Annotated in this window: 11 protein-coding genes; 10 read left to right on the forward strand and 1 reads right to left on the reverse strand. The window is 52.3% G+C overall.

Features of this window, described 5'->3' with window-relative positions:
* Nucleotides 1–139 precede the first annotated feature (139 nt).
* From HBA55_RS23805 to HBA55_RS23840, 8 genes are all read left to right on the forward strand, one after another.
* Complete coding sequence (locus HBA55_RS23805; RefSeq protein ID WP_240946240.1) at nt 140–1,720, forward strand: winged helix-turn-helix domain-containing tetratricopeptide repeat protein; 1,581 nt, start codon at nt 140–142, stop codon at nt 1,718–1,720.
* A gap of 184 nt (nt 1,721–1,904) precedes the next feature.
* On the forward strand, nt 1,905–2,684 hold the full coding sequence (locus tag HBA55_RS23810; RefSeq protein WP_166996499.1) for a methyltransferase family protein: 780 nt from the start codon (nt 1,905–1,907) through the stop codon (nt 2,682–2,684).
* A 22-nt stretch (nt 2,685–2,706) separates the two neighbouring features.
* Nucleotides 2,707–3,093: a GFA family protein gene (locus HBA55_RS23815; RefSeq protein WP_166996501.1), complete on the forward strand. Its 387-nt coding sequence runs from the start codon at nt 2,707–2,709 to the stop codon at nt 3,091–3,093.
* Nucleotides 3,094–3,147: 54 nt separating this feature from the next.
* Nucleotides 3,148–3,876, forward strand: a complete 729-nt coding sequence (locus HBA55_RS23820; RefSeq protein ID WP_166996503.1) for a DUF481 domain-containing protein — start codon at nt 3,148–3,150, stop codon at nt 3,874–3,876.
* 112 nt (nt 3,877–3,988) lie between these two features.
* Nucleotides 3,989–4,255 carry a hypothetical protein gene (locus HBA55_RS23825; RefSeq protein ID WP_166996505.1) on the forward strand — a complete coding sequence of 89 codons (267 nt, stop codon included), beginning with the start codon at nt 3,989–3,991 and terminating at the stop codon, nt 4,253–4,255.
* A 207-nt stretch (nt 4,256–4,462) separates the two neighbouring features.
* Entirely contained in the window at nt 4,463–5,662 is a 1,200-nt protein-coding gene (locus HBA55_RS23830; protein WP_166996507.1) for a M24 family metallopeptidase, read from the forward strand.
* A 51-nt stretch (nt 5,663–5,713) separates the two neighbouring features.
* A complete protein-coding gene (locus HBA55_RS23835) occupies nt 5,714–7,996 on the forward strand; it encodes a TonB-dependent receptor (RefSeq protein ID WP_166996509.1) in 2,283 nt (760 codons plus the stop codon).
* 174 nt (nt 7,997–8,170) lie between these two features.
* Nucleotides 8,171–8,839, forward strand: a complete 669-nt coding sequence (locus HBA55_RS23840) for a peptidylprolyl isomerase (RefSeq protein ID WP_166996511.1) — start codon at nt 8,171–8,173, stop codon at nt 8,837–8,839.
* Here the strand turns inward: HBA55_RS23840 and HBA55_RS23845 are convergent.
* A complete protein-coding gene (locus tag HBA55_RS23845) occupies nt 8,836–9,837 on the reverse strand; it encodes a helix-turn-helix domain-containing protein (protein ID WP_166996514.1) in 1,002 nt (333 codons plus the stop codon). The two genes, HBA55_RS23840 and HBA55_RS23845, sit on opposite strands and share 4 nt — an antisense overlap.
* Nucleotides 9,838–10,044: 207 nt before the next feature.
* Here HBA55_RS23845 and HBA55_RS23850 point away from each other — a divergent pair, with 207 nt between their 5' ends.
* Entirely contained in the window at nt 10,045–11,370 is a 1,326-nt protein-coding gene (locus HBA55_RS23850; RefSeq protein ID WP_166996516.1) for a spinster family MFS transporter, read from the forward strand.
* 396 nt (nt 11,371–11,766) lie between these two features.
* The gene (locus HBA55_RS23855; RefSeq protein ID WP_166996517.1) at nt 11,767–13,851 is read left to right on the forward strand and encodes a TonB-dependent receptor domain-containing protein; all 2,085 of its coding nucleotides are present in this window, start codon (nt 11,767–11,769) and stop codon (nt 13,849–13,851) included.
* Nucleotides 13,852–13,969 lie beyond the last annotated feature (118 nt).

Genomic DNA, 13,969 nt, shown 5'->3' on the forward strand with positions numbered 1-13,969 from the left:
TCAAGAGTGACTCATCTATTATCGTGCTCCTGCCCAAGCGTGCCGGAAGCCGGCATCCACAGTCCTGAATTTCAGGGCTTGTTGTTACCCCAAAACCGAAAATGCTATCCTTACACTGACTCCCAGAAAATCTAGCGCGATGGCCTATCATTTCGGAAATTTCAAGCTCGACCCAGTCTCTTTATGCCTCCTTAAGGAGGGGCTCCCGGTCCAGGTTGAGCCACAGGTCTTTGCGTTGCTGCGTATCTTGATTGAGAACCGCCACCGGGTTGTCATGAAAGACGAGCTTATGGCCACCATCTGGAAGGATAGAGTGGTTTCGGATTCTGCGATTTCCAGCCGAATCAAGAGCGCCCGACAAGCCATCGACGACAATGGCAAATCGCAAAAATGGATCAAGACGGTACATGGCCTTGGTTTCCGCTTTATTGGCGACATCCAGGATATTGCAACAGAGCGCACTGGTTGGGCGGGCTGCGATCCGAGGTTGGATGCTACAGAACCCCGCTCTGACGTCTCCTCGCTGACCGATGAAGATCGTCCCACCATCGTGGTGCTGCCTTTTCAAATGTCTGACACCGAAAAAGACACGATACTGTCTCTAGGGCTGGCGCACGACATCATCACGAGCTTGTCCCGCCTGAGGTGGTTGAAAGTGATCGCGCGCGCCAGTGCCTTTCAGCTCTCTGATACATCAATTACACAATCAGACATACACGCCTTGGTCAACGCCAAATACTGCGTTTCTGGATTTCTGGTGCGTCATCGCACTGCCGTGGAAATCAATATTCGTTTGGACGACGTCTCAGATCAGACCGTCATTTGGGCGGAAACCATTTCATTCCGTCATGTCGACGTATACCAAATACGGCAAGAGCTGATCCACCGCATCAGCAATCAGCTGGAGCTGCAAATCAGCGAGCATGAAGCCCGCCACGCTATGCTGAAGAGCACAGATGATATCAATGCCTGGGAGGCCTATCACCGTGCCATATCTCATCTCTTCCGCTTTAATGAACAAGACAATCATAGGGCACTTGAATTATTTCAACAGTCGATCAGGCTGGATCCGGACTTTGCGCGCGCGCACGCGGGATTATCATCGGCGGCCTTTCAAAATGCCTTTAACCGCTACCCCGGGGTGGACAGGCTAAAAGCCGTTGAGCTGGCCATCAATCACGCGGAAAAAAGCATCGATCTGGATCATATGGACCCTCTGGCCAATTTTGTCAGGGGGCGTGTGCACTGGCTCACCGGCGAGCCGGGAGCCAGTTTACCCTGGCTTGAGCGAGCCATTACCCTCAATCCCAATTACGCCCAGGGCTATTACGCCCACGGTCTGGCCTCCTTGCTCAGCAGCGATGATCTGCGCGGATATCAGGACTCGGAAACGGCACTGACACTGAGCCCTCTTGACCCATTTTCCTATGGCTTCTATGGGATTCGGGCATTTTCATTCCTGGCCGACGATGACAGGGAGAATGCTCACATCTGGGCCGAGAAGTCTGCCCACCAGCCCGGGGCCCTGGCCATTATGGACCTTTTGGCAGCAGCCACCAGTGATATCACTCATCGTCCTGACAGGGCAAACGCCTGGCTGCATAAAGCCCGAGAGCGCAGCCCGCACATTGACAGTCAACAGTTTTTCGCGGCGTTGCCCTTTGTGTCCGGACAGATCAGGGAAGCGCTGAGCACGGCCTTCAGGCGCCTTCGAATCTGACTCGACGCCCATATCACCGCGCGGTTTCAATCTCCAGACTTTCTCCAGACTTTCTCCAGACTTTCTTCAAGTTTGTTGCCCTCCCATCTGCTCAAATGTCTTCCAACGCATTACGGAGGATCAGCACTATTGAGCGTGAACCTCGGTAGCCATCATCAAGCAACATTCGAGGCGGGAGATCAACATGAAGCTTATCTACTTTTTTATCAGCATTTTAATCTATCTATTGTTCTGGTGTGTATTCAGCTACCTTCTGGTATTCCTGGGCGGTCCGTTTATTTCATCTTATCTGCCTATCCTTTCGCTGTTAAAAACAGTTGATAGTGGTCCGGTGTTGCTGGCGTTGCCGGCAATACCGGCAGCAGTAGCCAATGCACTGCTCATTCTGGCATTTGGTGTTCAGCACAGCGTGATGGCGAGGTCGGGATTTAAAGATGTCATTGCCCGTGTGGTACCGGACTGTCTGGAACGAAGCGTCTATGTATTAGCCACCTGTCTGGTGCTTATTTGGGTATACCTGGCCTGGCAGCCGATGCCTGCAGCAATATGGGCAATCACGGGCTGGGGGGCAAGGCTTCTGGAGATCACATTTCTATCAGGCGCGGGGCTGGTCCTGTGGTCCACATTCATGATCAGTCACTCTCAGCTCTTCGGGGTCCGGCAGACATGGAACAGCCTTCTTGAAAGACCCGCTGATGGGGAAGCGTTTATCACACCCTCCCTTTACAAATTTTCGCGTCACCCGATGTATCTGGGGATGCTGATCGTCTTCTGGGCGACGCCGGTGATGACAACAGGGCACTTTGTCGCATCAGCCTTGTTTTCAATATACATCTTTATTGGTATCGGCTACGAAGAACGTGATCTTCTGGCCAAATTCGGCGATGCCTATCGAGAGTACATTGATCACGTGCCGCAGATCTTTCCGATAGGGGGCAAGAAACTTCCCCATCAGGAAAAATGAATCTACTGTCAGGAGTAAGACAATGAACAAGCAAGCCAGTTGTTGTTGTGGAGCAGTTACCGTTGAACTGTCCGGAACATCGAAACTGAATGCCCTGTGCCATTGTGATGATTGCCGTAAAAGAACAGGGAGTGCCTTTGGCCATTCACTCTACTATAGCAAGGATACTCTGAAGATCATTGGCAGTAAGCCAAAAACCTACGCCATCGGTAATGAATACGGCAATCAGGTGCGCCACTTTTGCCCGGAGTGTGGTTCTACCGTGTATTGGTATTGGGCCCGCTTCCCGGAGTGGGTGGGCGTAGCAGCAGGATGTATGAAAGATGTCGTCCCAGCTCCTACGATCAGCGCCTGCCATCATAATGCACGGCACTGGGTAACTATTCCCGAGTCTTGGGCGCAATATTGAGAGAGTCTGCTATGGTTAAAGGGCTGTGTTTGCAATCAATAGGGAGGCTAGGTAATGCGCACATTGTTTTTCATGATCGGAGTATTGACAATTCAGGGGACGGTGGGAGAAGAGACCCCGAGCTCGCCTTGGGGTGGCGAGCTTGAACTGGGGTTTGTTTCCACATCGGGCAATACCGAAACCACGACTATCAAGGGGCGTGCGAAATTGCAGCACGAGCAAGAAAGTTGGCGCAATACCACCAACCTGGACACCCTCAATACCAAGGAGGATGATCAGCGCTCGGCGGAAAAATACTTTCTGTCTCACAAGATTGACTACAAACTCAGTGACAAGAGCTACGTATTTCTGTTTGGCTCCTATGACGACGATCGTTTTAGTGGATTCGACTACCAGGCGACGGTGTCTGCCGGCTACGGACGCAAGATGCTTAACGATATCGAACATATGAGCCTGGAGCTCGAAGTGGGCCCCGGTTTCCGAATGAGCGTCGTTGATGCCGAGGCTGAAGCAGCGGGGGCTGATGATCAGGAAGAAGCTATCCTGAGGGGGTCGCTCAATTATCAGTGGCAGCTGAGCGATAACGCGGTCTTTAGCGAAGAGCTCACGGTTGAATCCGGTTCCGATAATACCATTTCCAAATCCATCACTGCCTTAAGAGCCAATATTGTCGCCAACTTCTCTCTCAAATTGTCCTATACCATCAAATACACTGAAGAGGTCCCGGTTGCTCGCAAGCATGCGGATACCGAAACGGCGGTTACCTTGCTGTACAGCTTTTGAATGATGCACGCGCCTGAGAAACAGTAGAGCAGTGCGACGGCTTGTGTTGTTGCGATCAAAATTGCAGAATTGGATCTATCCGACAATAAACTCACTAAAAATGGAAATTCCAATGATTAGGACTCTATCTGTGGTGGCGGTTGCACTATTGCTGTCCGGCTGCGACTTTATTAATAGAAGCAGCCGAACAATGGATACCATGCTGGGTGGCGATTACGAGGTTCACATCCAGGGTTTTGACAAGCCATTTCAGGTGGTGAATGACAAAATCACCTCTCAACCGGACAAAGGCTATTATATCTTCTACCCAACCATTGCTGGGGAGAAGACGTTGGTTCAGTCTCCGATCAATCTAACCACGATCATCAAGAAGGATTAAATACTCGGTATCGCCGCCCCGGGCTCTCTGGATTACCTCTCCATTCCCCTTTGACTTAGCCACCTCCGGTGTCTAAGTCTTAATTAGGTAGACTGTCCTCCAAATAGATACTCTGCACATCCGGCACAAAACCCTGTGAATTCGGAACAGACTGCCGAACCACGTCCTTCCTACAATGGATACACCATTGATAGTAAGGATCCCGCCATGAATCACGTTCCTCCCAGCGTTGAGTCTCCATCCAAGGGTGAACTGGACGCCCGGCTGAAAAACCTTCAAATCCATATGGCAGCGGCAGGGCTGGATGTCTATGTGTGTCAGTCTCCTGACAACATCTACTATCTGACCAATTTCGCCAATTTTGTCCACGAACGACCCTTTATCCTGATAATACCGCAGACCGGGCAACCGTATTTTCTGGTGCCGGAGCTGGAGGAGCCCCACGTGGCCTGTCGTTCTGTGCTGGATCTTGAGCGGGTTACCTATGAGGAGTTTCCGGCTCGGCAACCGAAAAGCTGGGACTGCCGTTTGTGGGATCTTGTTGAACAGGGCGCCAGGGTGGGTGTGGAGGAGACGTCTCCGGCCTATCTGGTTCGCGCTCTGGGGGAGCAGATTCAATCTACTGTCGTCTATCTGCCGCTGGTCGACCAGCTTCGTGAAATCAAATCGCCGTATGAAATCTCGAGAATCGAATACACCTCCGTGTTGTTGAGCAAGGGCCACCAGCTGCTGCTGGAGGGGGCCCGTGTCGGCAAGTCATTTATCGAGGCTAACAGTGAGGTGTCTAAGTGGGTAATGACGCAGCTTCTTACCGATAAGCCCACGACCAATATGTTGGCCAGTAATGTTTACGGCATGGTCCAGCCACCGTCGGTGTCGGACGATCCTCACAATTTCACCAACGTGTTTATGACTATGGAAGAGGGGGGGCCACATGTCACCGTCGTGTCCGGTAAAGCCGATGGGTATGGCGCTGAGGTGGAGCGCACCTTTTTTCTCAACCAGGTACCGGAGGCCGCGCAGCGTCCGTTTGAGGTCATGCTCAACGCCCGGGCTCTGGCCTTCGAATTATTGAAGCCAGGGGAGTGTATGGGTGAAGTGGATCGCCGGGTCAGGCAGTACGTAAACTCGGAGGGGTACGGCGATACCTGGTTGCACAGAACCGGCCACAGCTTTGGCGTTACCCAGCACGAGGGCCCGTTCCTTGCCGATGGCGATGAACGAGAGATCAAGAAAGATATGGTGTTCAGCATTGAACCAGGTATCTATCTAAGCGGCCTGGGCGGTTTTCGCTTTTCTGATACGGTGCTGGTGACAGAAACCGGCAATCGCTGCCTGACCTTTGCTCCTGAAACACTGGCTGAATTGACGATAAAAAGAGGATCCGATAGACGACCCGCTGACTGACGAGCAGCACACACAATAACGACACAATAGCGTTGAGGAGATAGCATCCGCATGAACACAAAAATCCACCAAAAGACGGCCCTTGCTTTAGTCAGCAGGGCAATCGCCACTGGCGCTCTGATCTGCGCGGCAACCGTAACGGCTGAAAACCCAGACACCCACCGGCGTAGTGGGGTTGGTCTTCTGCTGGAAGAAATTACCGTTACCGCCCAGAAAAAAAGCAACGCTGAAGCCCTGCAAGACGTGCCCATTGCCATCTCTGCTTTTTCCGGTAGCCAGGTTGAGGCCATGCACGCCGAGAAGCTCAGCGACATCGGCGTCATGGCGCCGAATGTGCGCTTACAGAACGTAGGCACTTTGCCCGGCGTCGCCAACTTCACCATGCGTGGTATGGGGTTCTTGGCCAGCACCGCAGCCGTGGATCCAACGGTCTCCGTTATTGTCGACGGTGTGACCTTGGGCAGTACCTATGGGGCGCAAATGGACACCTTTGATATTGACACCATCGAAATGCTGCGCGGCCCCCAAGGCACGTTGTTTGGCCGCAATGTGACGGGTGGCGCCGTATCGATTCGCTCCAAGCGGCCCACCGGAGAATTTGGTTTGGAAGTGAAAGCGACCACTGGCACGGCCAACCGTCGGGATCTTTCCATGGCAATAGAGAATTCGTTGATCGAAGACACCTTGGCTGGTCGCATCACACTGATGAGCAAAGATCGGGACAGCTACTACAACAATATCAATTACCCCGGGATCAACGAAGTGACCGGGCAGCCCTTTAACAATCGTGAAACCGCAGGAAATAATATCGGCGCTGAAAACAGCCTGTTCGCTCGACCGGTGCTAGGATGGACGCCTACCGAAGATTTAGAGGTGACACTAATCACCGAGTTTGGCGACGTAAAAACCGCTGGTTCCACCGGCCGCCTAATTGAGTCTGCCGGATCCTTTTACCCCGATGGCTCCACCTTTCGTTACCCCAAGATCGAACCTGTTGAGCTTGGTCGCGGTGAATTGGCCCACGACACCCAGGGCGACAGCCAGACGCAGTGGCAGCAGATTACACTGGAGACCAACTGGCACATTGGGCCTGGTACTCTGACATCGATTACCGGTTATCGTGCCGTTGAGGTGGATTCCTTCAATGACATCGATGCGACGCCCTACGAGTCTCTGATCTATGACATCACCTTGGATCAACATCAGTTCAGTGAGGAGCTGCGCTACAACGCCAGTGTGCTCAACGACGCGCTCGATTTCACCGTTGGGGCGCAGTACTTTGAGCAAACCACTGACTCAAGAGAAAACCTGCTGGCCGGGGTAGCTGAACTAGACGGCATTGTGCTCACCCGAGGCGGCGAAATTGATCACAAGAGTCTCGGTCTGTTCGTGCAGGGTGACTACGCATTGACTGACAAGCTGACATTACAAGCGGGGCTGCGCTACACAGAAGAAGAAAAAGCCGCGGCGATCTACGGTTATCTGGGGTGTACACTGGATCTCGAGAGCTGTGCTCCAGCGTTTGTGGACGACGAAACCTGGAGCAACGTCGGTGGAAAGCTGGGGTTACACTACAAGCCCAGCGCGGATGTCCTGATGTACGCGCAATTCACCCGAGCGTTTCGCAGTGGTGGCTTTAATGTTCGCGCCCTCAGCCCCGCCACCGCCGAGCCCTACGGTGAAGAGGCGGTTGATGCATTTGAGATCGGCCTCAAAGCAGACCTCATGGAGGGCAGGCTACGGGTTAATGCAGCGCTGTTTTCCAACAAGTATACCGGCTTGCAACGGGTGATTCTGGATACCTCACGCACCGGTGTACAAAATATTCAAAACGCGGCGGATGCCACCATAAATGGCATCGAAATCGAAACCACCTGGATGGCCACCGACCATCTGGTGCTGACGGCTGCGTTGGGCTACCTGGATGCCGCCTACGATGACTTCCCGGGCTTTGATGTTGATGGCGATGGGATTCCAGACCCCCAGGAAGCCGAGAAGCTCGCTTTCGAACGTGCCCCTGAATGGACCTACTCTTTCTCGGCCAACTACGACGTTGACTTGGGTGAGCAGGGCATCCTGGTATTCAGATCTTCATACAGTTTTACCGATGAACGTCCGGTTAATGTTCAGAACAGCCTCTTTCACGATAGCTACGCACTGCTAGATGCCAGTGTGACTTGGTCGGACATCAGCGATCGCTACAAGGTTTCGTTGTTTGGCAAAAACCTCACTTATGAGGAGTACGGTCATACCGGTGCCTATTTTGGGGGCATTTTTTACGAGTACTACGAGGCACCACGCACTTGGGGGCTGGAGTTTTCCTACACCTATTAATCCCGCTCCAGTCAAGCTTCGGTACTTAGGGTTACTCTCGTTGGCCGGTTAACCCCGGCCCTTTTTGTAACCCGGTTAGGACACCAATGAACAGCAGTGCCAGTGTCTCAGTCCACTATTGTCAATAGAGCTGACGGGGCGCTAGAGGGCACAATTTTGTTAAGGAATCATACAATGCGCATTCGTCAACTGACAGTTTGCATCGCCATTATGGCGGTTTTCTTCAATGTTCACATTTGGGCGGAGGCGGTGTCCACCCAAAAAGTACGCATCGAAACCAGCATCGGAGACATCACCATTGAGGTTTATGTTGATCAGGCCCCGCTGACCTCTGCCTATTTTTTGGACATGGTAGAGGAGGGCCGCTACAACGGCGGTCGCTTTTATCGCTCCACCCCTTTGAACAAAACCCAGGGCCCTAAACTGATACAGGGAGGAATGATGTACGCGCAGCTGGTCACAAGCACCGCCAGCGAGATCATTAACACCAACGAACAAACCGGCGCAGCCATCAAGCTGCTGAACACGATAGAAACCACCGAGGTCACTGGCTTAAGGCACGCTGAAGCCACCGTATCCTTTGCGCGTGATCTCTATAACACCACCGCTGTGATTCCAGAGATTTTTATCTGTCTTGGAGACTTCCCGGAGTTGGATGTTAATGGCCGCTCCTGGCCAGATGTTCAGGGGTTTCCCGCCTTCGGCAAAGTAGTTGAAGGCCTGGAGGTGGTCAGAGAGATCTCTGAAAGAAACGTGGGAGGCGATACCCATATTGATAGACTTAAAGGACAGATACTGTCAGATCCGATTATGATCACCAGAGTGATTACAATAACGAATTAACCACCAAGCATTTTGTCCTCTTTGGGCATTCGATTAAAGTGGCGTTTGTATACGCGGGTAAAACTGGACTGGTTGCTGTAACCCACTTCGTTTGCCACTTGCAAAATGGTATAGGCGCCGGACATCAACAAGCGTTTGGCGTTGTCCATTTTGACCGACTGAATGTAGTCCGACAGCACCATGCCGTAGCGAGAACGAAAGCTGTTACACAAGTTGGTTCTCGACATGTTGACCATGGAACACATGGACTCTATCGGCGGCAAATCCTGATAGTTTGCCTGTACGTAGTCTTTTAACTTTTCAAGAGAACGAGTCTTTGAGTTCGTCAAACGATCTCCGGAATACTGGTGCTCCCGCAAACCATCGGCCACATCCGACAGTGCCAGGCAGAGCAGCTCATCCATTTTCGAGCGCATAAACACCCTGCGGATTTTACCTTCATAGTTTGCGGCAAACATCTCAGCAACCAATTGTTGCGCCTTGGGCAGTAGCGGAAAATCCATGGAGTTGTGGGGCTGGTCATTACCCCGTTGATGCAGAATGCGGTCAATATCGCCGGGGTTTATGCCAAAGACATGCTTCAAGACGTGAGGACTGACCCAGGCACCCACGTACGTGAGCTTGGTACCGGCCTGGTGGACGCGTACCTGTGAAGTCTTTTCGCGAAAGTGGGTGATATTCATTCTCGGGCCGGCGTGGGAGTAGCACTCATTGTCGTCCAAAATCTGGGCATGATTGCCACTGAGTACAAACTGCAGTCCATAGCATCCTTCCTCAATCACAAAGTGATCCACCAGTTCTTGCTCAATGGGTGCATTCACTACGGACATCACATCGTTATGAGCAAGAGGAATGATATTCTCCCAGTTTATAATACTTCCCAAGGCTGGCTGACTGGCGGTCGCCGGAGCAGAAAGAATTTCCCCGCTGCGGGAGAAGTCTCGCAGCGCCGAGGACAGGATGGCGGGAGTGGTAATAGGGGGGTGAAATTTCATCATCGCAGTTTACTGGCACCTATCGCGGTACAACCTTACAGCAACCGATGCTACTCGCTCGTTGAGCAAAACGCCAGTCCCGGACCATTGTCGTTCAAGACTTGTGTTTCCCGCCTAATCGGCACAAATAACCGGTAAATCTGCAGATATCTTTGTTTGTGGCTAGGGCATAGTGAATCCCTTTCATCGGCAACCAACGAGATACCGTCCATGACCGAAGGCGTAGTCACCCCCCGAACACAACCCCTCAACGCCACCCCCCGAACTCTCTCCAACCGTTACACCGTGCTATTGGTTCTGGGCCTGGTTAATCTGTTTAACTATATGGACCGCAACTTGTTTTCGGTGCTGCTTGAGCCGATCAAAACCGATATGCAGTTCTCCGACTCGCAGCTGGGGGTTCTTGGCGGCTTTTCTTTCGCCTTATGTTACGCCATTTTCGGGCTGTTGCTGGGGCGCCTGGCAGACCGCAAAAACCGGGTTTGGATATTGAGCATCTGTATCGGTGTCTGGAGTCTGGCATCGGCAGCCTGCGGGCTGGTGCGCAACTTTACCGATTTCTTTCTGGCGCGGGTGGGGGTTGGCATCGGCGAGGCTGGCTGTGTGCCAGCGGCCCATTCATTGATTGGGGATTACTTTCGTTCTGGGGAGCGGGCATTTGCCGTCTCGGTATTTACCGGTGTTGGCATGTTGGGCTCCATCCTGGGCGTGGTAATGGGGGCTATGTTGGCGGATGTGTACGGTTGGCGCGCCGTGTTTCTGATCTTTGGCCTGCCTGGGGTTCTGCTGGCTTTCTGTCTGGTGTTCCTGGTGGTCGAGCCCCCGAGGGGGCGTTTGCAGCCCGTCTCCGACGTGCCGTCGCCAACGTCTTTTCTGGACGCCTCGTTAAGCTTGCTGCGAAAACGCACGGTGCGTTACCTGCTGTGGGGAATCCCCCTGTACTATTTCATCATTGGTGGCGCTGGGATTTGGATACCCTCGTTCTATCTGCGTATTCACGGTGTTTCTATTGGGGAGTATGGCCCCACCGGTGGCCTTAGCATTGGGTTGGGCTATTTGCTGGGCACTGTAGCTGGCGGCGTGTTGGTATCGCGACTCATCGTCCAAAACCACCTGTGGGAGTTCTGGCTGCCCGCCCTGGCCGCGGTGCTATCCGTTCCCTTTTACGCTGTCGCACTCACTGTCGACCACTTGCACGGCTCCTACGCGGTGATGTTTCTGGCAGCGCTGGTCGCCGGTAGCGGCGTTGGCCCCAGCATGTCAACGTTGCAGATCGTGGCCGAACCTGCTGTCAGAGCACTGGCGATTGGTTTTATGCTGCTGTCAACGTCCATTATTTCTTATGGATTTGGACCACTGTTTGTGGGTGTGGGCAGTGATCTTCTGGTTAACCTTGGTATTGCCGCCAATGAAGGCGAGTCTCTGCGCATTGCTCTACTGATGGCGCTGACGGCACCACTGTTCGCCGCAGTATTGTTCTGGGTCTGCTCTAAGACGGTTAGAAATGATTTGGCGATTCGGGGAGAGTTGATTTAATTACTGCAGTTGCAGGATGCATTAGTTTTCAGACTGCCGACATTGATGTCATTGAACCTGGTCTGAGGATTGAATTGCACCCTCGGTTTTTTCATCGATTCAAGGGACACCAACATATCGATGACAACATGAACACAATGTGACGCCTGTTCGCGTCGCATTGGGATAGGACACTTACTCAAAGGAAAAACTTCTATTGCCACTGAACAACCTTTGACCCCAGCCACTTTCACTTCACCCCAAACTCGCCAAATCGCACGATTTGCCCATAATTACACGAAACCTCCTTGCTACGATGGTCGTCGGTACATCAATAGCCGGTCGTTAGTCGATAGGTCAACATACAGAAACGTTCTGCAGGTACCGACAATAAAACCTATTCAGGGGAGAGAAAAAGTGATTAAGAATCAGCTGTTTAGAAGGGCGCCCATGGCAATGATGATGGCCGTTGCCAGCATGCCTCTTGCGCCTGAGATCCGCGCCGAAGGCTTCCAGATCGAAGAAATTACCGTAACGGCCCGTAAGCGGGATGAAAGTCTCCAGGAGGTGCCGGAATCCGTAACGGTATTGTCCGAATCCCTTATTTCGGATGCTGGTATTGATAACCTCCAGGGTATTGCGGATCTCGCTCCTAATATTCACTTGAACGACTCCTTCTCCAAAGCAACGGTTCGTCTCAATGTTCGGGGCATAGGTACACCCCAGTTTGGTGAGGCACCGGTAAGCTTTGTCGTAGATGGGGCAACGGTGCCCGACATTAATTTTATTAACCAGGGAATTTTTGACGTAGAGAGCATTCAGCTGCTCCGTGGCCCGCAGGGTGCGTTGTACGGCCAGGGCGCGTTAGTCGGTGCCATTATCATCCAGTCTAAAACGCCATCGAATGATCTGAGTGGTAACTTTGAGGTCAAATACGAGAGCGGCAGCGACAAGACCATCAATGCGGCTATGTCTGGTGCTATTATTGACGATGTTCTGCTCTATCGTATCGGTGCCACCTACAATGATCGAGAGGGGCAGATCAAAAACGTTGAAGGTGAGCATGTCGACTTTGTGGATGGCTCTTACGGCGTGCGCGGTGCTCTCACCTGGATGCCAAACGATGCTATTGATATGACCTTCACCGCCAAAATTGCTGACGGTGATTACGGTTACGGCATTCAGTATCGTATTCCAGAGGCGGAACTCAACGATTCCGACTCCTATGAGGTTGCTCAAAGCAACTACCCCGGCTTGGAAAGACAGGAGTCCGAGGAGTTTACCTTCCAGCTCAATTGGGATTTCGGTTTTGCGTCTTTGACGGCCGTCACCAACTACAGTGATATTGACGATATTCTGTGGCTGGAGCAAGATGCCCGACCAACGGCCAGCCAGATTCAAATACCCTGGAATCGCACGGAGGGCTTTAGCCAGGAGGTACGACTGACCTCCGCCGACGATCAGCGCTTTCGCTGGATTGTGGGAGGCGCCTACCGCGATCGCACCAATACTTATCTTTACGGTCGTCTTGCGGATCCTGGCGACGATTCTCGCCCGGATTGGTACGTGGGCCATCCCAATCAGCGTGATCACGCGGTAACGGACAGCACCGATTTTGGTGTGTTTGTGTACGGCAGTTACGATCTTACTGACGAGCTGGAGCTGACGGCGGCATTGCGCTACGACAAAACCGAGCGTGATCAAAAATACGATTATGAGCTGCCCACACCCGTCGAAGGCGAGCGTAGTGTTGAGTTTTCAGAAGTTCAACCAAAGTTGGGATTGTCTTACCAAATGACACCTGACACCTTGATGTACGCTTCCTACTCACGAGGATTCCGCACCGGAGGGCTGAATAATCCCGCCTACGGTATTCAGCCCAATTTCTACGACGAAGAAATCTCAGATAGCTACGAGATAGGCGCCAAGAGCACGCTTTGGGACAATCGCTTGATTGTCAATGGTGCAGTGTACTATATGGATATTGAGAATTATCAATTCAGCGAATTCGCAACCACCATCGGAAACGCCAATCTCGCGGACACGCCAATCCAGGGCTTTGAAATTGAAGTCATGGCCAAGGCCACCGAAAACCTGACGCTGAATATGGCCTACGGCTATACCGACGCCGAGGTTGTCCGCTTTGGTGAAACTCCAGATCCTCGCAAGGATGGCAACGAGGTTCCTTTCGTTCCCCGTTACACCTTTAATATCAGCGCTACTCACAGTGTTGACCTCGACAACGGCGCTGAACTGAGAAGTTATGTGGCTTATCGCCGTTCCGGCGCCACTTATCATCGGTCGGATAATAGAAACAAAATCGATGCACAACACTATGTTGATGCCAAAGTATCCCTGAACATGGAGAACTGGTCGATTGCCGCTTACGTGGACAATGTCATGGACTATCGATCAGCGATCCACTTCTTCAGTACTTCTGAACCGGTGGTTACCCCTAACCAACCCAGAAGTTACGGAATTTCCGTAAGGTATGATATTTAGTTCGATGTGCGTGTTTTCAGGGGGCGTGAAACGCCCCTTTTTTTCAAACTGAATAAAACCGATTTCAACGGAGAGAGGTATGCTGCAAATGGTAGCATTAGATTCAACGACTATTGAG

The organism is Pseudomaricurvus alkylphenolicus (assembly GCF_011683955.1).
Taxonomy (GTDB): Bacteria; Pseudomonadota; Gammaproteobacteria; order Pseudomonadales; family Cellvibrionaceae; genus Pseudomaricurvus; species Pseudomaricurvus alkylphenolicus.